General features: G+C 27.3%; 33 protein-coding genes and 1 tRNA gene. 32 read left to right on the top strand and 2 right to left on the bottom strand.

Annotated features, from left to right (window positions below; translation table 11 throughout):
* Nucleotides 1-60 precede the first annotated feature (60 nt).
* From fusA to rplQ, 30 genes are all read left to right on the top strand, one after another.
* Nucleotides 61-2,166, top strand: a complete 2,106-nt coding sequence (gene fusA, locus AB4W62_RS02250) for an elongation factor G (RefSeq protein WP_367679861.1) — start codon at nucleotides 61-63, stop codon at nucleotides 2,164-2,166.
* Between the two features lie 55 nt (nucleotides 2,167-2,221).
* Nucleotides 2,222-3,406 carry an elongation factor Tu gene (gene tuf / locus AB4W62_RS02245; RefSeq protein WP_367679860.1) on the top strand — a complete coding sequence of 395 codons (1,185 nt, stop codon included), beginning with the start codon at nucleotides 2,222-2,224 and terminating at the stop codon, nucleotides 3,404-3,406.
* 413 nt (nucleotides 3,407-3,819) lie between these two features.
* On the top strand, nucleotides 3,820-4,131 hold the full coding sequence (rpsJ, locus tag AB4W62_RS02240; RefSeq protein ID WP_343152651.1) for a 30S ribosomal protein S10: 312 nt from the start codon (nucleotides 3,820-3,822) through the stop codon (nucleotides 4,129-4,131).
* A 35-nt stretch (nucleotides 4,132-4,166) separates the two neighbouring features.
* On the top strand, nucleotides 4,167-4,808 hold the full coding sequence (gene rplC / locus AB4W62_RS02235; protein ID WP_367679859.1) for a 50S ribosomal protein L3: 642 nt from the start codon (nucleotides 4,167-4,169) through the stop codon (nucleotides 4,806-4,808).
* A 3-nt stretch (nucleotides 4,809-4,811) separates the two neighbouring features.
* Entirely contained in the window at nucleotides 4,812-5,414 is a 603-nt protein-coding gene (gene rplD / locus AB4W62_RS02230) for a 50S ribosomal protein L4 (protein ID WP_367679858.1), read from the top strand.
* Entirely contained in the window at nucleotides 5,414-5,716 is a 303-nt protein-coding gene (gene rplW / locus AB4W62_RS02225) for a 50S ribosomal protein L23 (protein WP_367679857.1), read from the top strand. The genes rplD and rplW overlap by 1 nt, the downstream gene beginning before the upstream one ends.
* A 22-nt stretch (nucleotides 5,717-5,738) precedes the next feature.
* Nucleotides 5,739-6,560: a 50S ribosomal protein L2 gene (rplB, locus tag AB4W62_RS02220; protein WP_367679856.1), complete on the top strand. Its 822-nt coding sequence runs from the start codon at nucleotides 5,739-5,741 to the stop codon at nucleotides 6,558-6,560.
* Between the two features lie 19 nt (nucleotides 6,561-6,579).
* Complete coding sequence (gene rpsS, locus AB4W62_RS02215) at nucleotides 6,580-6,858, top strand: 30S ribosomal protein S19 (protein WP_343152638.1); 279 nt, start codon at nucleotides 6,580-6,582, stop codon at nucleotides 6,856-6,858.
* Between the two features lie 18 nt (nucleotides 6,859-6,876).
* The gene (gene rplV / locus AB4W62_RS02210) at nucleotides 6,877-7,209 is read left to right on the top strand and encodes a 50S ribosomal protein L22 (RefSeq protein ID WP_367679855.1); all 333 of its coding nucleotides are present in this window, start codon (nucleotides 6,877-6,879) and stop codon (nucleotides 7,207-7,209) included.
* Nucleotides 7,210-7,228: 19 nt separating this feature from the next.
* Nucleotides 7,229-7,939 (top strand): 30S ribosomal protein S3, encoded by a 711-nt coding sequence (rpsC, locus tag AB4W62_RS02205; protein WP_367679854.1) that lies wholly within the window; start codon nucleotides 7,229-7,231, stop codon nucleotides 7,937-7,939.
* Nucleotides 7,940-7,951: 12 nt separating this feature from the next.
* On the top strand, nucleotides 7,952-8,362 hold the full coding sequence (gene rplP, locus AB4W62_RS02200) for a 50S ribosomal protein L16 (protein ID WP_367679853.1): 411 nt from the start codon (nucleotides 7,952-7,954) through the stop codon (nucleotides 8,360-8,362).
* On the top strand, nucleotides 8,362-8,559 hold the full coding sequence (gene rpmC / locus AB4W62_RS02195) for a 50S ribosomal protein L29 (protein WP_367679852.1): 198 nt from the start codon (nucleotides 8,362-8,364) through the stop codon (nucleotides 8,557-8,559). Before rplP ends, rpmC begins: the two co-directional genes overlap by 1 nt.
* Complete coding sequence (gene rpsQ, locus AB4W62_RS02190) at nucleotides 8,556-8,810, top strand: 30S ribosomal protein S17 (RefSeq protein ID WP_367679851.1); 255 nt, start codon at nucleotides 8,556-8,558, stop codon at nucleotides 8,808-8,810. The genes rpmC and rpsQ overlap by 4 nt, the downstream gene beginning before the upstream one ends.
* 124 nt (nucleotides 8,811-8,934) lie before the next feature.
* Nucleotides 8,935-9,303: a 50S ribosomal protein L14 gene (gene rplN, locus AB4W62_RS02185; RefSeq protein WP_367679850.1), complete on the top strand. Its 369-nt coding sequence runs from the start codon at nucleotides 8,935-8,937 to the stop codon at nucleotides 9,301-9,303.
* Nucleotides 9,304-9,316: 13 nt separating this feature from the next.
* A complete protein-coding gene (gene rplX, locus AB4W62_RS02180; protein WP_367679849.1) occupies nucleotides 9,317-9,628 on the top strand; it encodes a 50S ribosomal protein L24 in 312 nt (103 codons plus the stop codon).
* 24 nt (nucleotides 9,629-9,652) lie between these two features.
* Nucleotides 9,653-10,192 carry a 50S ribosomal protein L5 gene (gene rplE, locus AB4W62_RS02175; RefSeq protein ID WP_367679848.1) on the top strand — a complete coding sequence of 180 codons (540 nt, stop codon included), beginning with the start codon at nucleotides 9,653-9,655 and terminating at the stop codon, nucleotides 10,190-10,192.
* An 18-nt stretch (nucleotides 10,193-10,210) separates the two neighbouring features.
* Entirely contained in the window at nucleotides 10,211-10,516 is a 306-nt protein-coding gene (gene rpsN, locus AB4W62_RS02170) for a 30S ribosomal protein S14 (RefSeq protein ID WP_367679847.1), read from the top strand.
* A gap of 31 nt (nucleotides 10,517-10,547) precedes the next feature.
* Nucleotides 10,548-10,940, top strand: coding sequence for a 30S ribosomal protein S8 (gene rpsH, locus AB4W62_RS02165; protein WP_367679846.1), 393 nt, complete (start codon nucleotides 10,548-10,550; stop codon nucleotides 10,938-10,940).
* 33 nt (nucleotides 10,941-10,973) lie between these two features.
* Nucleotides 10,974-11,519, top strand: a complete 546-nt coding sequence (rplF, locus tag AB4W62_RS02160) for a 50S ribosomal protein L6 (RefSeq protein WP_367679845.1) — start codon at nucleotides 10,974-10,976, stop codon at nucleotides 11,517-11,519.
* Nucleotide 11,520: 1 nt separating this feature from the next.
* Nucleotides 11,521-11,889, top strand: coding sequence for a 50S ribosomal protein L18 (rplR, locus tag AB4W62_RS02155; protein WP_367679844.1), 369 nt, complete (start codon nucleotides 11,521-11,523; stop codon nucleotides 11,887-11,889).
* A 14-nt stretch (nucleotides 11,890-11,903) separates the two neighbouring features.
* Nucleotides 11,904-12,404, top strand: a complete 501-nt coding sequence (rpsE, locus tag AB4W62_RS02150; RefSeq protein ID WP_367679843.1) for a 30S ribosomal protein S5 — start codon at nucleotides 11,904-11,906, stop codon at nucleotides 12,402-12,404.
* Nucleotides 12,405-12,409: 5 nt separating this feature from the next.
* Nucleotides 12,410-12,589 carry a 50S ribosomal protein L30 gene (gene rpmD / locus AB4W62_RS02145; RefSeq protein WP_367679842.1) on the top strand — a complete coding sequence of 60 codons (180 nt, stop codon included), beginning with the start codon at nucleotides 12,410-12,412 and terminating at the stop codon, nucleotides 12,587-12,589.
* A gap of 3 nt (nucleotides 12,590-12,592) precedes the next feature.
* On the top strand, nucleotides 12,593-13,027 hold the full coding sequence (rplO, locus tag AB4W62_RS02140) for a 50S ribosomal protein L15 (RefSeq protein ID WP_367679841.1): 435 nt from the start codon (nucleotides 12,593-12,595) through the stop codon (nucleotides 13,025-13,027).
* Nucleotides 13,028-13,037: 10 nt separating this feature from the next.
* Nucleotides 13,038-14,369 carry a preprotein translocase subunit SecY gene (secY, locus tag AB4W62_RS02135; RefSeq protein WP_367679840.1) on the top strand — a complete coding sequence of 444 codons (1,332 nt, stop codon included), beginning with the start codon at nucleotides 13,038-13,040 and terminating at the stop codon, nucleotides 14,367-14,369.
* A 31-nt stretch (nucleotides 14,370-14,400) separates the two neighbouring features.
* Complete coding sequence (gene rpmJ, locus AB4W62_RS02130) at nucleotides 14,401-14,517, top strand: 50S ribosomal protein L36 (protein ID WP_367679839.1); 117 nt, start codon at nucleotides 14,401-14,403, stop codon at nucleotides 14,515-14,517.
* Nucleotides 14,518-14,643: 126 nt separating this feature from the next.
* Entirely contained in the window at nucleotides 14,644-15,000 is a 357-nt protein-coding gene (rpsM, locus tag AB4W62_RS02125) for a 30S ribosomal protein S13 (protein ID WP_367679838.1), read from the top strand.
* Between the two features lie 16 nt (nucleotides 15,001-15,016).
* Nucleotides 15,017-15,406, top strand: coding sequence for a 30S ribosomal protein S11 (rpsK, locus tag AB4W62_RS02120; protein WP_367680145.1), 390 nt, complete (start codon nucleotides 15,017-15,019; stop codon nucleotides 15,404-15,406).
* Between the two features lie 27 nt (nucleotides 15,407-15,433).
* Nucleotides 15,434-16,054, top strand: a complete 621-nt coding sequence (rpsD, locus tag AB4W62_RS02115) for a 30S ribosomal protein S4 (RefSeq protein ID WP_367679837.1) — start codon at nucleotides 15,434-15,436, stop codon at nucleotides 16,052-16,054.
* A gap of 25 nt (nucleotides 16,055-16,079) precedes the next feature.
* Nucleotides 16,080-17,069, top strand: coding sequence for a DNA-directed RNA polymerase subunit alpha (gene rpoA / locus AB4W62_RS02110; protein ID WP_367679836.1), 990 nt, complete (start codon nucleotides 16,080-16,082; stop codon nucleotides 17,067-17,069).
* Nucleotides 17,070-17,109: 40 nt separating this feature from the next.
* Nucleotides 17,110-17,508 (top strand): 50S ribosomal protein L17, encoded by a 399-nt coding sequence (gene rplQ, locus AB4W62_RS02105; protein ID WP_367679835.1) that lies wholly within the window; start codon nucleotides 17,110-17,112, stop codon nucleotides 17,506-17,508.
* A 68-nt stretch (nucleotides 17,509-17,576) separates the two neighbouring features.
* On the opposite strand, the gene fmt is transcribed toward rplQ, so the two are convergent.
* Nucleotides 17,577-18,521 (bottom strand): methionyl-tRNA formyltransferase, encoded by a 945-nt coding sequence (fmt, locus tag AB4W62_RS02100; RefSeq protein WP_367680144.1) that lies wholly within the window; start codon nucleotides 18,519-18,521, stop codon nucleotides 17,577-17,579.
* 42 nt (nucleotides 18,522-18,563) lie between these two features.
* Nucleotides 18,564-18,998, bottom strand: a complete 435-nt coding sequence (gene def, locus AB4W62_RS02095; RefSeq protein WP_367679834.1) for a peptide deformylase — start codon at nucleotides 18,996-18,998, stop codon at nucleotides 18,564-18,566.
* 200 nt (nucleotides 18,999-19,198) lie between these two features.
* Between def and aroE the strand changes: the two genes are divergently transcribed.
* Both aroE and AB4W62_RS02085 read left to right on the top strand, forming a co-directional pair.
* The gene (aroE, locus tag AB4W62_RS02090; RefSeq protein ID WP_367679833.1) at nucleotides 19,199-20,017 is read left to right on the top strand and encodes a shikimate dehydrogenase; all 819 of its coding nucleotides are present in this window, start codon (nucleotides 19,199-19,201) and stop codon (nucleotides 20,015-20,017) included.
* A 166-nt stretch (nucleotides 20,018-20,183) separates the two neighbouring features.
* Nucleotides 20,184-20,255: transfer RNA gene (locus AB4W62_RS02085), tRNA-Glu, on the top strand.
* Nucleotides 20,256-20,374 lie beyond the last annotated feature (119 nt).

The following is a 20,374-nucleotide window of genomic DNA, read 5'->3' as shown; positions in this document are numbered from 1 at the left end:
CGAATTAAAAAACATAATATTTATTATTAACAGCATTAAATGTAACAGTAGAGGAATTTAATGACGCGTAAAACCCCTATTACACGGTATCGAAATATTGGAATTAGTGCTCACATAGATGCGGGAAAAACTACTACTACAGAACGCATTCTTTTTTATACGGGGATAAATCATAAAATAGGAGAAGTTCATGATGGAGCTGCGACCATGGATTGGATGGCTCAAGAACAAGAAAGAGGAATAACTATAACGTCTGCAGCTACTACTACTTTCTGGGCTGGAATGAACAATCAGTTTAAATTACATCGTATAAATATTATAGATACTCCTGGACATGTTGATTTTACCATAGAAGTTGAACGTTCTATGAGAGTTTTAGACGGTGCTGTAATGGTATATTGTGCGGTTGGAGGTGTTCAACCACAATCAGAAACAGTATGGAAGCAAGCTAATAAATACCGTGTTCCTAGAATAGCATTTATTAATAAAATGGATCGAATGGGAGCTAATTTTTTTAATGTATTAAATCAAATGAAGAGTCGTTTAAGAGTAGATCCAATTCCTTTACAAATTCCAATTGGATCAGAAGACAATTTTTCAGGTATTGTAGATTTAATAAAAATGAAGACTATCAGTTGGAATGAAGAAGATCAGGGTTTAACATTTAAATACGACGATATTCCAGAAAATCTAAAAAAAATTTCAAAAAAATGGAATCATATCTTAATAGAGTCAGCGGTTGAAGCAGATGAAAATTTAATGAATAAATATTTAAACAATGAACATTTATCCGAAAAAGAAATTAAATCCGCATTGAGAAAAAGAAGTTTAAATGACCAAATAGTTTTGGTGACATGTGGATCTGCTTTTAAAAATAAAGGAATTCAAACTTTATTAGATGCAATTGTTGAATATCTACCAGCACCTAGCGACATAAATTCTATTAAAGGAATTAAAAATAAAAATAATGAAATTATTAGATTATCTAATGATAAAGAGCCATTTTCTGCTTTAGCATTTAAAATAGCAAATGATCCTTTTGTTGGAAATTTAACTTTTTTTAGAGTATATTCTGGAGTTGTTTCATCGGGAGATACTGTTTTAAACTCTGCAAAATCTCAAAAAGAAAGATTTGGTAGAATAGTTCAAATGCACGCTAATAAAAGAGAAGAAATTAAAGATGTTTATGCTGGAGACATAGCAGCAGCAATTGGTTTAAAAAATGTTACTACAGGTGATACTTTATGTGACCTAAAAAAACCAATTATTTTAGAAAAAATGGAATTTCCAGATCCTGTCATTTCTATAGCTGTTGAACCTAAAACGAAAGCTGATCAAGAAAAAATGGGTATTTCATTAAGTAGATTAGCAAAAGAAGATCCTTCTTTTAGAGTTTGGACGGACGAAGAAACTAATCAAACTATTATTGCCGGTATGGGAGAATTACATTTAGAGATTATTGTCGATAGAATGAAAAGGGAATTTAATGTTGATGCAAATGTAGGTAAACCACAGGTAGCTTATCGAGAAACAATTCGAAATTCTGTAAAAGATATAGAAGGAAAACATATAAAACAATCAGGTGGAAGAGGTCAATATGGACATGTAGTTATTGAATTATTTCCATTAAATCCAGAAGAAAAATTAAATTATAAGTTTATTAATGATATTAAGGGAGGCGTTATTCCTGGAGAATATATTTCAGCTATTGATAAAGGAATACAAGAACAATTAAAATCAGGACCATTTTCAGGATATCCAGTGGTAAATGTTGGAGTTCGTTTATATTTCGGTTCATATCATGATGTAGATTCTTCTGAATTAGCATTTAAGTTAGCTGCTTCTATCGCGTTTAAAACAGCTTTTAAAAAAGCAAGTCCGGTTTTATTAGAACCAGTAATGCAAGTTGAAATAGAAAGTCCTGAAAGCTACATGGGTGATGTTATAGGAGATTTAAATCGAAGAAGAGGAATTATTGAAGGAATGGAAGATACATCAATGGGTAAAATTATTCAAGCAAGAGTTCCATTATCTGAAATGTTTGGATATGCAACTGATTTGCGTTCTCAAACTCAAGGAAGAGCATCTTATTCGATGGAATTTTTTAAATATGTAGAAACTCCATTATCGATTTCTACTTCAATAATTGAATCTAGAATAAAGTAGTTTTTTATTTTTTAATTAATAAATTATTAAAAATATAATTAGGAGTTTGTTTTTTATGTCTAAAAAAAAATTTGAACGTTCTAAACCACATATTAATGTTGGAACAATAGGACATGTTGATCATGGTAAAACAACTTTAACAGCAGCAATTACTACAGTATTAGCTAAAAAATATGGAGGTTCTGCTCGTGCTTTTGATCAAATAGATAATGCACCTGAAGAAAAAGAAAGGGGTATTACGATCAATACTTCTCATGTTGAGTATGATACTCAAATCAGGCATTATGCTCATGTAGATTGTCCTGGACATGCTGATTATATTAAGAATATGATTACAGGGGCAGCACAAATGGATGGAGCTATACTAGTTGTAGCAGCTACTGATGGACCCATGCCTCAAACTAGAGAACATATCTTATTAGGACGCCAAGTAGGTGTTCCATATATAATTGTATTTCTTAATAAATGTGATATGGTTGACGATGAAGAGTTATTAGAATTAGTAGAAATGGAAGTTAGGGATTTATTAACACAATATGAATTTCCAGGAGATGATACTCCTTTTATAAGAGGATCAGCATTAAAAGCATTAGAAGGAGATCCTAAATGGGAGTCAAAAATTATAGATTTGGCAAATTCATTAGATACTTATATTCCTGAACCTAAAAGAGCAATTGAACAACCTTTTTTATTACCAATTGAAGATGTTTTTTCTATTTCTGGTCGTGGTACAGTAGTTACTGGAAGAGTAGAAACAGGAATAATTAAAGTCGGGGAAGAGGTAGAAATAGTTGGAATTAAACCAACTACTAAGACAATTTGTACAGGTGTTGAAATGTTCAGAAAACTTTTAGATGAAGGAAGAGCCGGAGAAAATGTTGGTATTTTACTTCGTGGAACTAAACGAGATGAAATAGAGCGTGGACAAGTACTAGCTAAACCTAATACCATTCATCCTCATACTAAATTTGAATCAGAAGTTTATGTTCTATCAAAAGAAGAAGGAGGAAGACATACACCTTTTTTTAAAGGTTATCGTCCTCAATTTTATTTTCGAACAACTGATGTAACTGGTTTTATTGAATTACCTGAAGGAATAGAAATGGTTATGCCAGGAGATAATATAAAAATTGTTGTTACTTTAATTCATCCTATAGCTATGGCAGATGGATTACGCTTTGCTATACGAGAAGGTGGAAAAACTGTTGGAGCAGGAGTAGTAACAAAGGTAATTAGTTAATAATTAATTATTATTTTAAATTTTTAAGATTATAAAAATCAAGAAAAGATGTTATCTTACATTCTTTTCTTGATAAATTTTATCAAATATTTTTGTAAAAATATTTTTAAAATACTTTAATAGTTTTAATTTATATTTATTATATTTATAATAATAAAATATTAGTTTTAGAGGAATATTTATGAATTTTTTTTATTAACAATTTTTTTTCTGATTAAAATATTTTTGAACGTTTATATTTTAAGAAAAAATAACTATTTTTTTATTAAAAAACATATATTTTTTATAAATTTAATTATTATATAAACTTTACAAAAAAAGAAGTTATTATTAATAAACCGTTAAACTCACTTATTTTAATAAGTCGAGAATAGCATTTTTAAAAAGTTTTATATTATTGGAGTTCTGTTCTAATGGAGAACCAAAGAATTCGTATTCGTCTGAAAGCTTTTGATCATCGTTTAATTGATCAATCAACTGCTGAAATTGTTGAAACCGCTAAGAGAACAGGGGCACAAGTTAGAGGTCCTATTCCATTACCTACTCATAAAGAACGATTTACTATTTTAGTTTCTCCTCATGTTAATAAAGATGCTCGTGATCAATATGAAATTAGAACACACAAAAGATTAATAGACATTGTTGAGCCTACTGAAAAAACAGTTGATGCATTAATGCGTTTGGATTTAGCAGCAGGAGTGGATGTTCAGATTAGTTTAGGCTAATTAACTTCTTAAATTTTTAAGAGGAATTAAAATAAATGATAGGTTTAATTGGAAAGAAAATAGGTATGACGCGTATTTTTAATGAAGACGGTTTATCTATTCCGGTTACTGCAATAGAAGTTAAAAAAAATTTTATTACACAAATAAAATATAAAAAAAAAGATTCTTATAATTCTATTCAAGTTACAACTGGAATAAAAAAAAATAATAAATTAAAAAAAACGGAAATAGGTCATTTTGTCTCTTCTGGTGTTAAGGCAGGTCGTGGTTTATGGGAGTTTAGAACAAAAGAAAATACTTCTTTTAAAGTAGGAGAATTTTTTACTGTGGAAATATTAAAAGATATTTCTAAAGTAGACATAACGGGATTTTCAAAAGGAAAAGGATTTTCAGGAACTATAAAAAGATGGAACTTTCACATGCAAGACGCTTCTCATGGTAATTCTCTGTCGCATAGAGTACCTGGATCTATTGGTCAAAATCAAACTCCAGGAAGAGTTTTTAAAGGTAAAAAAATGGCAGGTCATTTAGGAAATCATCGAGTAACAATACAATCATTAAAAATTATTAAGATTGACGTAAAAGAAGATTTAGTTTTAGTTAAAGGTTCTGTCCCAGGAGCGATAGGAAGTGATCTTATTATAAAACCAGCGGTCAAGGAAAAAAGAAGAGTATAATCAATGGAACTATTATTGCAAGATAGTAAAGAATCATTATTAATTTCAGATAAAGTGTTTAATGTTCCTTATAATGAACCTTTAATACATCAAATTATTACATCGTATAACACGATGAAAAGAAAAGGTTCAAAATCACAGAAAAGTAGATCTGAAGTTTCTGGTTCTGGAAAAAAACCGTGGAGGCAGAAAGGAACGGGTCGTGCAAGAGCAGGATCTTTAAGAAGCCCTATTTGGCGTTCAGGAGGGGTTACTTTTGCAGCTAAGCCAAAAGAATACTTTAAAAAAGTTAATAAAAAAATGTATAAAGGAGCACTAAAAAGTATTTTTTCAGAATTAATACGAAAGAATAAATTAGTTGTGTTTAAAGAATTTTTAATACGCTCTGCAAAAACTAATTTATTATTAGAAAAACTTAATAAATTAAAGATAGAAAAAGTATTAATTATTTTAGATAAATTAGACGAAAAAATTTTTCTTGCTTCAAGAAATTTATATAAAGTTTCTGTTCTTCATGTAAAAGATATTAATCCTGTTGATTTAATTCGGTTTCAACAAATCATAATTACCCAAAAAGCTTTAAAGTTAGTAGAGGAACTATTTTAATGATTAATGAAAGCAGATTATATAAAATATTAATTGGTCCCCTTATTTCTGAAAAATCAACAATACTTACTGAAAAAAATAATACTATTATTATTAAAGTTTTAAGAAATGCAACTAAATATGAAATCAAAACAGCTATTAAAAAAATATTTAATATTAGTATTAATTCAATCAAAACTTTATTAATTAAAGGAAAAAAGAAACGTCATGGAAATAAAATTAGTCGTTCTTCTACTTGGAAAAAAGCATATATTACTTTAGAAAAAGGGAAGAATTTAAATTTCATGGGTAATATTGAGTAAATAAGTAGAGGAATAAAATACAATGTCGATAGTTAAATGTAAACCAACATCTCCTGGACGTAGGCATGTTATCAAGGTTGTTAATTCAAGTTTATATAAAGGAAAACCGTGTTCTTCTTTATTAAAAAAGAGAAAAAAAACCGGAGGAAGAAATAATGATGGTCGAATTACAACACGTCATATTGGAGGTGGTCATAAAAAATTATATCGAATAATTGATTTTAAAAGAAAAAAAGATAGTGTATCAGCTAAAATAGAACGATTAGAATATGATCCCAATCGTTCAGCAAATATAGCATTAGTGCTTTATTCAGATGGTTTAAGAAATTATATTTTAGCACCGAAAGGAATAAAAGTTGGAGATATTATAAATTCTGGTTCAAAATCAGATATAAAAATTGGTAATGCTTTACCTATGAGTAATATTCCTATAGGAACTACAATTCATAATATAGAAATGAAACCTGGAAAGGGAGGGCAAATTGCTCGTTCTGCTGGAAATTATGCTCAGCTAATAGCTAGAGATGAATTTTATGTAACTTTACGATTAAAATCCGGAGAAATTAGAAAAATACTATCTAAATGTAGAGCTACTATTGGAGAAGTAGGAAACTCTGAAAATATGCTAAAAGTATTAGGAAAAGCAGGAGCATCCAGATGGAGAGGTATTCGACCAACTGTTAGAGGAACAGCAATGAATCCAGTAGATCATCCTCATGGTGGAGGGGAAGGGAGAAATTTTGGTAAACATCCAGTAAGTCCCTGGGGTTTACAAACTAAAGGAAAAAAAACTAGAAAAAATAAAAGAACTAATAAATTCATTCTTCATAATAGAAAAAAATAAAAATATCGGAGTGTTTCTAATGCCACGTTCCCTTAAAAAGGGTCCTTTTATAGATTCAAGTTTGTTAAAAAAAATAGAATTTTCCTTAAAAAATAAAGATAAAAAACCTATTCGTACATGGTCACGTAGATCAACTATTTTCCCAAATATGATTGGTTTAACTATTTCCGTACATAATGGTAGAAAACATTTACCAATATTTATCACTGAAGAAATGGTTGGTCATAAATTAGGAGAATTTTCTTTAACAAGAACTTATAAAGGACATACTGCTGATAAAAAAGTAAAGAAAAAATAAACGCACATGAGGTTTTAAATGGAAATTATAGCTAAGCATTATAAAGCAAATGCTTCTGCACAAAAGGTCAGGTTAGTCGCTGACCTAATAAGAGGTAAAAAAGTTGTAAAAGCATTAGAAATTCTTATGTATAGTAAAAAAAAAGCAGCAAATTTAGTAAAAAAAGTTCTTTCATCAGCTATATCTAATGCTGAACATAATAATGGTGAAGATATAGACAATTTAAGAATAAAGAAGATATTTATTGATGCAGGTCCAACTACGAAAAGGATGATGCCTCGTGCAAAGGGTCGTGCTGATCGAATTTTAAAACGTACTAGTCATATTACAGTAGTTGTGTCTAGTCTCTAAAAAAATACGGAGATAAACAATGGGTCAAAAAGTTCATCCTAATGGTATGCGACTAGGAATTGTTAAATCTTGGAATTCCGTTTGGTTTTCTGATAGCAAAAACTTTGCTAATAATTTAGAAAGTGATTTTAAAGTTAGAAAATTTTTAGTTAAAAAATTAATAAAAGCTTCAGTATCAAGAATTGTCATTGAACGACCTTCAAAAAGTATACGTGTAACTATTCATACTGCTCGTCCTGGAATTGTTATTGGGAAAAAAGGTGAAGATGTAGAAAAATTACGTATTATGATTTCAAAAATTTCTGGAGTACCTGCACAAATTAATATTTCAGAAATTAGAAAACCTGAATTAGACGCAAAATTAGTTGCGGATAATATCAGCTCTCAATTAGAAAGAAGAATAATGTTTAGAAGAGTTATGAAAAGAGCTGTACAAAATTCTATTCGTCAAGGTGCTAAGGGAATTAAAGTAGAAATTAGCGGTCGATTAGGTGGTGCGGAAATTGCTAGAAAAGAATGGTATCGGGAGGGTAGGGTTCCATTACATACTCTTCGTGCAGATATTGAATATAATACTTCAGAAGCTCATACTACATATGGAGTTATTGGTATTAAAGTATGGATTTTTAAAGGAGAAATTTTAGGACGTATACCATTAGGCGTTACTGTTGAGAAAAACAAAAAAAATTTTTCTAAAGCAAAAAAACAAAATAGAAAAAATAGAAAATAAGGAAAAATTTTTATGTTGCAACCTAAGCGAACTAAATTTAGAAAAATGCATAAAGGTCGAAATCGAGGTTTAGTTGTAAACGATAACGTTCACTTTGGGACATTTGGTTTAAAAGCAATAGAAAGAGGTCGTTTAACAGCACGGCAGCTTGAAGCCGCAAGAAGAGTAATAGCTCGCTTTATTAAGCGACAAGGAAAAATTTGGATAAGAGTTTTTCCAGACAAGCCTATCACTCAAAAACCATTAGAAGTACGAATGGGAAAAGGGAAAGGAAATGTAGAATATTGGGTTGCTTTAGTTCAACCTGGAAAAATTTTATATGAAATAGAAGGTATTTCGGAAGAAATTTCAAAAGAAGCTTTTAAATTAGCAGGAGCAAAATTATCAGTTAAAACTACTTTTGTAACTAAAATGGAGATGTAATGAAAGTAAAAGCATTAAATAAAAATAGTATTAAAGAACTAAAATTAGAATTATCAGAATTATTAAGAGAACAATTTAATTTAAGAATTCAATTCTCTGGAAAAAAATTAAAAAAAGTTCATTTATTAAAAATAAGTAGAAAAAAAATAGCTCGTGTTAAAACATCTTTACATGAAAAAATACGAGGAAAATTATGAGTTCTAAATTAAGAAATTTAAAAGGATGTGTAATTAGTAATAAAATGAATAAATCCGCAGTAGTAGCAATAGAGCGGTTTGTAAAACATCCTTTATATAAAAAATTTGTTAAAAAAACCACTAAGCTTCATGTTCATGATAATGAAAATAAAAGTTTAATAGGAGATATTGTAGAAGTTCAGGAATGTAGACCTATTTCTAAAACTAAAAGTTGGAAAATAGTTAGTATTATTAAAAAATCGAATATATAAAATATTATCGAATAATAAGAAAACATGAACAATTATATATAATTTTTTCATGTTTTCTAAAATTATTTCTTTAGAAAATTAATATATTTTTAATCTTAATATATATATAAAATTAAGGAAAGTTATGATTCAAGAACAAAGTGTACTTAATGTAGCAGATAATTCAGGAGCACGATCAGCAATGTGTATAAAAGTTCTTGGAGGATCTAATAGAAGATATGCTTGTATCGGAGATATAATTAAAGTTAGTATTAAAGAAGCTATTCCAAGAGGAAAAGTAAAAAAAGGAGAAGTGCTGAAAGCAGTTATAGTAAGAACTAAAAAAGGAATTCGTCGTTCGGATGGTTCTGTTATTAGATTTGATAATAATGCTTGTGTTATATTAAATAATAATGAACAACCTGTAGGAACAAGAATATTTGGTCCAGTTACAAGAGAATTAAGAAATGATAAATTTATGAAAATTATTTCATTGGCACCAGAAGTATTATAGGAGAAATTTAATTATGGCATTCAAAATACATTGTAATGATAAAGTAATCGTTATTTGCGGAAGAGATAAAGGAAAAATCGGAGTTGTTAAAAAAATAATTAAGAAAGATAAAGCAATCGTTTCAGGAATTAATATTGTTAAAAAACATCAAAAACCTATACCTTCTCAAAATATAAATGGCGGAATTATAAAAAAGGAATCTCCAATTCATATTTCTAATATAGCTTTTTTGAATCCAGTAACAAATAAAGCCGATCGAATAGGATTTAAATTTGAACAAGGGAAAAAAGTTAGATTTTTGAAATCTAATAAACATATTATATAGTATAAAATCTTCAGGAATAAGAATATGACAAAACTTTATAATTTTTATAAAACTAAAGTAATAAAAAAGATGATGCAGGAATTAAATTTTCGTTCTGTTATGGAAGTTCCTAAAATTGTTAAAATAACTTTAAATATGGGTGTTGGCTCTGCTGTAAATGATAAAAAATTATTAGATTTTGCAATTTCAGATTTAACTGTTATTTCAGGTCAAAAACCTTTAATTACAAAAGCTAAAAAGTCAATATCTACTTTTAAAATAAGAAAAGGGTACCCAATAGGGTGTAAAGTAACTTTAAGAGGAAAAAGAAAATGGGATTTTTTAGATAGATTAATTACTATTGCTATACCTCGGATTCGAGATTTTAGAGGATTTTCAAAGAAATCATTTGATGGTAAAGGAAATTACAGCATAGGAATTCGCGAACAAATTATTTTTCCAGAAATTAATTATGATAAAATAGATCGTGTTCGAGGATTAGATATCACCATTACAACAACAGCATGTTCTGATAAACATGGATTTTTGTTACTTAATGCTTTTAATTTTCCCTTTAAACAATAAAAAAATAAGGTGTATAAAATGGCTAAGCAATCTATGAAAGAAAGAGAAAAAAAAAGAATAAAATTAGCTAATAAATTTTTTGAAAAAAGAAAAGAATTAAAGAAAAAAATTATTGATATGCGTCTTTCTCCAGAAATTCGTTGGAATTCTGTATTAGAATTACAAAAATTACCTCGAGATTCTAGTTTATCTCGTCAAAGAAATCGATGCAGACAGACTGGTCGTCCTCATGGATTTTTAAGAAAATTTGGATTAAGTCGTATTAAGTTAAGAGAAGCAGCTATGCGAGGAGAAATTCCAGGTCTTAAAAAAGCTAGTTGGTAAATTTTAAAATTTATATTTTTTGGAGAAAATTATGAGTATGCAAGATCCTATATCAGATATGTTAACTCGCATTCGAAATGCTCAATTAGCTAATAAGGTATTTGTTAAAATTCCTACTTCTAAATTAAAAATAGCAATTAGTTTTGTTCTAAAAGAAGAGGGTTATATTAAAGAATATATTGTTGAATCAAGCACTAAACCAACTTTGAAAATTTTTTTGAAATATTTCAAGGGAAAACCTGTTATAGAAAAAATTAAAAGAATTAGTAAACCAAGTTTAAGGATTTACAAAAAAAAATATGATCTTCCAAAAGTTATGGGTGGTTTAGGTATATCGATTATTTCAACTTCAAAAGGTGTTTTAACAGACAAAAAAGCTCGAATTAAAGGATTAGGTGGTGAAGTTATTTGTCAAGTAACTTAATAGATTATAAGTCTATAGTAGGAGAAAAGTCAAATGTCTCGTGTAGCTAAACGTGCAATTTCAGTCCCTTTAGGAGTAGAAATTTTTTTAAAAAAAGAAAAATTTTTAGTTAAAGGAAAATATGGAACTTTAAGTCATAAAATACATGATTCTATTCATGTAAATTATGAAAATAATTTAATATCATTTAAAATAAAAAAAGAAAGCTATGCTAATAAAACGGCATGGGTTCAAGCTGGTACAACAAGGTCTTTAATTAATTCAATGATTATAGGAGTTAGTCAAGGATATGAAAAAAAATTACAATTAATAGGGGTAGGATATCGAGTATCGATAATTAATAGTAATGTTATTAAAATGTTTTTAGGATATTCTCATCCTATAGAATATTTATTACCTAATGGAATAATAGCTGAAATTCCATCTCAAACAGAAATTATATTAAAAAGTTCTAGTAAGCAGTTAATAGGGCAAGTAGCAGCAAATTTAAGATCTTTTCGCCCTCCTGAACCTTATAAAGGAAAAGGAATAAGATATTCTGATGAAATAATACGCATTAAAGAGGCTAAAAAAAAGTAAAATGATTTTTTTTAAAAGAAAAAAAATCGCAAGGATGCGTCGTGCAGCTAAAACTCGTTCGAAACTTAAATCATTAGGTGCGATTTGTTTGGTGGTAAATCGAACTTCTCGTCATATTTATGCTCAAATAATTTCAAAAATTGATTCCGTTACTTTGGTGGTAGCTTCTACTCTTGAAAAAAACATTTCAATTGATTTAAAAGGAAATACAGGAAATAAAAAAGCTGCTGATTTAATAGGAAAAAAGATTGCTGAAAGAGCATTAAATAAAGGAATTAAAAAAGTGTCATTTGATCGGTCAGGTTTTAAATATCATGGTCGAATAAAATCTCTAGCTGAATCAGCTCGAAAATTCGGACTTCAGTTTTAAGGTAAAATAATAGAATGATAAATATTGAAAAGCAAGTAAATCAAGATTTACAAGAAAAATTAATTTCAGTAAATCGAGTATCCAAAACAGTAAAAGGTGGACGTATATTTTCTTTTACAGCATTAACTGTAGTAGGAAATGGAAAAGGTCGAGTTGGATTTGGATACGGAAAAGCAAGAGAAGTACCTTCTGCTATTCAGAAAGCTATGGAAAAAGCAAGGCGTAATATGATAAATGTTTTTCTTAATAAAAAAACTTTACAGTATTCTGTAAAAGGTGTACATACAGGTTCTATAATATTTATGAAGCCAGCATCAGAAGGAACAGGAATTATAGCTGGAGGTGCTATGCGAGCTGTATTAGAAGTAGCAGGAATACATAATGTATTAGCTAAAACATATGGTTCTACGAATCCCATTAATGTTGTTCGTGCAACAATAAATGCTTTAAAAAATATGAAATCTCCTTTAATGATAGCAGAAAAAAGAAATAAATCTGTTAAAGATATTATTTAATATACATGAAAAAAATAAAAATAACTCAAATAAAAAGTAGTATAGGCAGAATACCTGTTCATAAAGCTACATTAAAAGGATTAGGTCTTCGACATATTAGAGATGTAGTTTTTAGAAAAAATACGCCTGCTATTCAAGGAATGATTAAAAAAGTATCTTATTTATTACATACGGAGGAAATTTAATTCATGCGATTAAATACACTGTCTCCTAAATTTGGATCTCGAAAAAATAAAAAAAGATTAGGAAGAGGAATCGGATCTGGATTGGGAAAAACTGGAGGAAGAGGTCATAAGGGACAAAAATCTAGGTCCGGCTCTAGTATACGTAGAGGTTTTGAAGGTGGACAAATGCCATTATATAGAAGATTACCTAAATTTGGTTTTACCTCAAGAAAAAAATTATTAGTAAAAGAAGTTCGTTTATCAGATATAGAATATTTATCTAATAATATTATTGATTTAAATTTATTAAAAAATCAAAAAATTATTAAAAAAAATATAAAATATGTGAAGATTATTTCTTCAGGAGCATTAAATAGTGCGTTAACAATAAAAGGTATACAAGTTACAAAAGGTGCTCTTTCTATTATTAAATCTTCTGGTGGTCAAGTAGAGGAATAGTTAGTAAATAATGGCAAAAAAAATAGAATCAAGTTCGAATAAAATTAAAAATGGAATTTGGGATTTAAAAAAAAGAATTTTATTTGTTATTGTATCTTTAATTATTTTTAGAATTGGTTCTTTTATTTCAATTCCGGGTATTAATACTGTTTTTTTATCAAAAATGTTAATGGGACAAAAAGGTACTATCATTGATATGTTTAATACATTTTCAGGTGGTGCCTTAAGTCGTGCTTCTATTTTTTCTTTAGGCATAATGCCTTACATTTCAGCGTCTATTATCGTTCAGTTATTAACGCTAGCTAATTCAAAATTAGCAGAAATAAAAAAAGATGGCGAAATAGGAAAAAGAAAAATTAACAGATATACTAGGTATATGACGTTATTAATAGCTTTCGCACAAGCTATCAGTATAGCTATTACTTTACCTAATATTCCTGAAATACATCAGTTAATTATTCATGTAAATTATTTTTTTTATACAACAACAGTATTTAGTTTAGTAACAGGAACAATGTTTTTGATGTGGTTAGGAGAACTGATTACGAACAAAGGTATTGGAAACGGAATATCTTTAATTATTTTTACAGGAATTATTTCTAATTTTCCTTCAACTATAGCCTTTCTTTTAAAAGAAATAAAACAAAATTATTTACATGGATCAATAGTATTTTTAATTATTTGTTTATCTTTTTTAATTACTTTTTTAGTAGTTTTTATAGAAAAAAGTCAAAGAAAAATAATTGTACATTATCCAAGACGTCAAAAAGGTCGCAGAATGTATATAGCTCAAAGCACTCATCTACCATTAAAAATTAATATGGCAGGAGTGATACCAGCGATATTTGCTTCTAGCATAATTCTTTTCCCTACAACAATTGCATCTTGGTTTGGATTATATAATTTAAAATGTATGTGGTTAAAAAAAATAATATTTTATTTACAACCTAATCATTTTCTTTATCTAGTTTTATATTCAGCTGCTATTGTTTTTTTCTGTTTTTTTTATACAGGACTTGTATTTAATTCAAGAGAAACAGCAAATAATTTAAAAAGATCGGGTGCTTTTATATCAGGAATTAGACCTGGAGAACAAACAGCAAAATATATTGATAAGATTAGTGATCGTTTAACTTTAATGGGTTCTGTATACATTACTTTTATTTGTTTATTTCCTGAATTAATACGAAATATAACTAAAATTCCTTTTAATTTTGGCGGTACTTCATTATTAATTATAGTATTAGTTATTATGGATTTTATTTCACAAATTCAAACTTTTCTTATGTCCGCACAATACGATTTAGCATTAAAAAAAGCTAATTTTTATTTTAAAAAGTAGTATTTTAATAAAAAAATAGGATTTATTTATTATGAAAGTAAGAGCATCTGTTCAAAAATTATGTAGAAATTGTAAGATAGTTCGTCGAAAAAATGTTATCAAAGTTATTTGTAATGAAGATCCGAAACATAAACAGCGACAAGGTTAATTAATATTTAAAAAAAATTTAAATAGAAATAAATAATTTTTTTACTTTTATTTGATATTTTTTATTAAAAATATATTTTTATAGAATCTGAAACGCAAAATTAAATAATTTTAATGGGAGAGAATAATGGCTCGTATAGCAGGTATTAATATTCCTGATAATAAACATACGGTTATTGCTTTAAGTCAGATTTATGGAATAGGAAAAACTCGTGCTTTTAAAATTTGCATTGATTCTAAAATATCGGGAAATGTAAAAATTAAAAATTTGTCTGAAAAACAAATTGAATTATTACGGGAAGCTATATCCAAATTTGTTGTCGAAGGAGATTTACGTAGAGAAGTAACTTTAAATATTAAACGTTTAATGGATCTTGGTTGCTATAGAGGTTTTCGTCATAGAAAAAGTTTACCAGTAAGGGGTCAACGAACTAAAACTAATGCGAGAACAAGAAAGGGACCTAGAAAACCAATACGAAAATAAAAAAGGAAAAATAAAAATGACAAAAATACCGATACGTACTAGAAAAAAAATAAAAAAACAAATTTTAGACGGTATAGCACACATTCATGCTTCATTTAATAATACTATAGTAACTATTACTGATAGGCAAGGTAACACATTAGGTTGGGCAACATCAGGAGGATCAGGATTTAGAGGATCTAGAAAATCAACTCCCTTTGCTGCTCAAGTAGCAGCCGAAAAATGTGCTGAATTAGTTAAGGAATATGGTGTAAAAAATTTAGAAGTTATGGTAAAAGGTCCAGGTCCAGGAAGAGAATCAACTATTCGAGCTCTGAACGCTGCTGGATTTAGAATTACTAATATTACTGATGTTACACCTATTCCACATAATGGCTGTCGTCCACCTAAAAAAAGAAGAGTATAATTTTTTATTTTTTGGAGATAAATTAAAGTGGCTAAGTATTTAGGACCTAAATTAAAATTAAGTAGAAGAGAGGGAACTGATTTATTTTTAAAATCAGGATGTCGTTCCATAGAATCTAAGTGTAAAATTGATCAACTTCCAGGACAACATGGAAATAGAAAACAACGTTTATCTGATTATGGTATTCAGTTAAGAGAAAAACAAAAAGTAAGAAGATTATATGGTATTTTAGAAAGACAATTCAAAAAATATTATACTATAGCTTCTAAATTAAAAGGAAATACTGGAGAAAATTTATTAAAACTTTTAGAAAATAGATTAGATAACGTAGTGTATAGAATGGGATTTGGTGCTACTAGAATTGAAGCGCGACAATTAATTACGCATAAATCTATAACAGTTAATAATCATATTGTTAATATTCCATCTTATCAGGTTAAAATTAATGAAATAGTAAGTATTAGATTAAAATGTAAAAATCAGTCTCGAATTAAAGCAGCTCTAGAATTATATGAACAAAGAGAAAAAGCTAGTTGGTTGGAAGTTGATATTAAGAAAATGACAGGAATTTTCAAAAGAATTCCAGATAGATCTGACTTATCAGCAGAAATCAATGAACATTTAATTATTGAGCTATATTCTAAATAATATTCTAATAAAATAGAGGATTATCATGCAGAATACAGTTTCAAACTTTTTAAAACCACGTTTGGTTGAAGTTAAGCAAATTAGTCCTACTTGTTCTCGGGTTGTACTAGAACCATTAGAGAGAGGTTTTGGACATACATTAGGCAATGCTCTTCGTAGAATTTTATTATCTTCTATGCCTGGATGTGCGATCACAGAAGTCGAAATTGAAGGTGTACTCCATGAGTACAGCACTAAAGAAGGAATACAAGAAGATATACTTGAAATTTTATTAAATTTAAAAGAAATTTCCATTAAAATTCATGGTAAAGAAGAAGCAATTCTTCATTTAAATGCTTCTGGTATAGGTTTAGTTACAGCAGGAGATATTATACATGGACAAGATGTAGAAATAGTTCAACCCGATCAAAAAATTTGTAATTTAACATATGAAAAATCATTTATAAAAATGAAAATGAAGGTTGAACGAGGTAGAGGTTATGTACCAGCAGTATCTAGAATAAAATTAGATTCTGAAAATCGTTTATTAGGAAAATTATTATTAGATGCGAGTTATTCTCCTATTAGGAGAATTGTTTATAATGTAGAATCAGCTCGCGTAGAACAACGAACTGATTTAGATAAATTAGTTATTGAATTAGAAACCAATGGTTCTATAGATCCTGAAGAAGCTATACGAAAGGCATCTACAATTTTAGCGGAACAGTTAGAAGCGTTTATTGACTTAAAAAATGTTCATGAAACAGAAGTAAAAGAAGAAAAACCTGATTTTGATCCTATATTACTCCGACCTGTGGATGATTTAGAATTAACAGTAAGGTCAGCTAACTGTCTTAAAGCAGAAAAAATTCACTATATAGGAGATTTAGTTCAAAAAACCGAAGTAGAATTATTAAAAACTCCTAATTTAGGTAAAAAATCATTAACAGAAATAAAAGATGTTCTAGCTTCTAGACATTTTTCTTTAGGTATGCGGTTAGAAAATTGGCCTCCTAAAAATATGACAGAAGAATAAATTTATATAAAATATTTTTTTTATTTTATAAGGATAAAATATGAGACATAGAAAAATTGGTCGTAAATTTAATCGAAAAAGGAGTCATGTTGAACTAATGCTTAAAAATATGGCTTGTTCTTTATTTCACCATGCATTTATTAGAACAACTTTGTATAAAGCTAAAGAATTAAGGAGAATAGCAGAGCCAATAATTACTTTAGCTAAGGTTGATTCCGTACCAAATCGACGTTTAGTTTTTTCTAAAATTAGAAATAATAAAATAGTAGCAAAATTATTTAATATGATAGGACCTCATTTTACTTCTAGGTTGGGAGGTTATATACGAATTTTAAAATGTGGTTTTAGATCTGGAGATAATGCGAAAATGGCTTATGTAGAATTAATTGATTTATTAAAAAGTAAAGAAAATAAAAAAATGTTAAATATAAAAAAATAAAAAATAAATAAACCCTATTTACATATTTTACTAGTAGGGTTTTTCTAAAAAAATATATTTTTTTTAAATTAAAAAATTTTTTTTTCTTTAAAGAAAAAGTTTTTTTTTGAATTTATAAGATCTTGAATAGTAATAATTTTTTTTCCAGGAAACTGAATTTTTTCTAAATTTAGTATTTCTTTTTTTGTATTTATTTGAATTCCATTAGAATTAATTTCTACTATGGTTCCAATTGGGAGTAAACAATTAGTATTTATTGTTTTTGCTTTCCATACTTTTATAAAAATATTTTTAAATTGGAAATATGCTATGGGCCATGGATTAAAAGCCCTAATTTTTCTTTCCAATTGTATAGCGGGAACATTCCATTCTAATAAAGCATCTTTTTTGTTAATTTTCCTTGAATACGTCGCATACTTTTCATTTTGAGGTTTTTTAGAAAATGTTTTAAACATTATTTTTTTTAAAGTTAATTTTAATAGTTTTACGCCAATGAATTGAAGTTTATTTAATAATGAATATGTTGTTTCATTTTTTGAGATGTAGCAAGAATGGGAGAGAATAATGTCTCCTTTATCTAATTTTTTATTAATTAAAATAATGCTAATTCCTGTAATTTTTTCTCCTTTTAAAATCGAAAATTGAATAGGAGCAGCTCCTCTCCAACGAGGTAACAATGATGCATGTACATTTATACATCCTATTTTAAATAAATCTATTATTTTTTTAGGAATAATATGCCCGTATGCGACTATTATCATTAAATTAGCATGATAAGAAATTATTTCTTTGCTAAGTTCTTTTTCATATAAAGATATTGGCTGTAAAATAGGTATAGAATTTTTTATTGCTATTTTTTTAACTGGAGAAAAAATTATTTTTTTTCCTCTTCCTGAAAAATTATCAGGTTTTGTTAAAATAAGAACTATATTATATCCAGCATTTAATAATGCCTGTAAATGAATAGCTGAAAATTGTGAAGTTCCTGAAAAAATTATATTTAAAAAGTTTATTTTTTTATACATATACTAAGTATTTTTATAGTTAAAAATTTGTTAAAGGTAATCAAGTATTAGTTTTCCTATTAAATGATCAATTTCGTGTTGTATGCAAATAGAAAGTAAAGATTCAGCTGTAAAAATTATTTTTTTTCCTTTTTCATTTATTCCTTTAACTTTTATTTTTTTATATCTTGGAACAAAAAATTTTTTTTTAGGAATAGATAAACAACCTTCTTCAATACTGGTATAACCAGATTTTTTTATTATTTTTGGATTTATTAGAGCAAATGGATTGCATAAATTATTTATTTTTCCTATAACAATGATTTGTAAATGAATATCAACTTGTGTTGCTGCTAATCCTATTCCTTCATTATATAACATAGTTTTAAACATATTATTTATAATAATTTTAATTTTTTCATTAATTTTTTGTACTGGTTTTGCTTTTTTTCGTAATTTTTTGTCAGGATAAAGTAGTATTTTCATTTTTTTTATATTTAAAATATATATATTATTGTAATAATACAGTTATTTTGTAATTTTTTTTTACCAATATCAAATATTTTTATTTTTTTTTAAATTTATATAATTTCTTTATTTTACAAAATAAATAAAATTTTTTTAATATTTTTTTATAAAAATGATAGTATTTAAATACTTATTATTTTTTTTAGAAATTTTTTAATATGTTAAATAAACTTAAATATTTTTCTGTTTTTGGAAATCCTATTAAGCATACACTCTCACCTAAAATACATAGTTTATTTTCAAAACAAACTAAAATTCCTTGTGTTTACACAGCCGTTAAAATTTCACTTAATGAGTTTGATAAAAAAATTAATTTTTTTTTTAATACTATTGGTGATGGTGCAAATATTACTTTGCCGTTTAAAGAACAAGCATATCATATTTCAGATGTATTAACTAATAGGGCTAAATTATCTAAATCTGTTAATACATTAAAAAAGATGGAAGATGGAAAAATTTTAGGTGATAATACAGATGGAATTGGGCTCTTATATGATTTAAATAGATTAAATTTTTTACAGAATAGTAATAAAATATTATTAATAGGGGCTGGAGGAGCTGCAAAAGGAATATTACCTTCTATTTCTTTAAAAGAAAATAAAATTTTTATTTTTAATCGAACCTATCTTCGTGCAAAAAAATTAGAAAAAGAATTTAGTTACTTAGGAGATATTAAGGCTATTACGTTTGAAGATTTATTAAATATTAAAATAGATTTAATTATCCATGCTACTTCATCGTATATAAAAGGAGAAAAATTAATTTTGCCTTCTTCTTTAATTCATAAAAATATTTATTGTTATGATATTTCTTATGTTAAAAACAATCGATTTACTCCTTTTTTAAATTGGAGTAAAGAATTAGGAGCAATTAATTTATCTGACGGAAAAGGAATGTTAATTAGTCAGGCTGCTTATTCGTTTTTGCTTTGGAATGATGTTCTTCCTGACATTGATTCTACTTTATTAAAAATATAAATATTAAAATTTTTAAAAAATTTAACTTTTATTTTTTTTAATTAAACATATAAAAAAACTTGACTCTTTTTTTTACTAAGGTAAGATGATTAACTCAATAATTTTATTATTATTAATTTAATTAATCATAATTTTTTACTTAAATAAAAAAATATTTTTTTTCTTTGTCTCTTTCGTCTAGTGGTTAGGACATCGCCCTTTCACGGCGGCAACAGGGGTTCAAATCCCCTAGGAGACATTTAATATTAAAATTATTTAAAATTAGTTTGTACATTTTGTGTAAATAGTGTATGATTATATCGATTCAATAATTTGTTTAACATTTCTGCTCTTTTACAATTCGGTAAAATAAAAAAC

Source organism: Buchnera aphidicola (Mindarus abietinus) (genome assembly GCF_964059085.1).
Classification (GTDB): Bacteria; Pseudomonadota; Gammaproteobacteria; order Enterobacterales; family Enterobacteriaceae; genus Buchnera_A; species Buchnera_A aphidicola_C.
The sequence above is the reverse complement of the archived record's forward strand: the minus strand, read 5'-3'. Positions and strand labels throughout refer to the sequence as shown.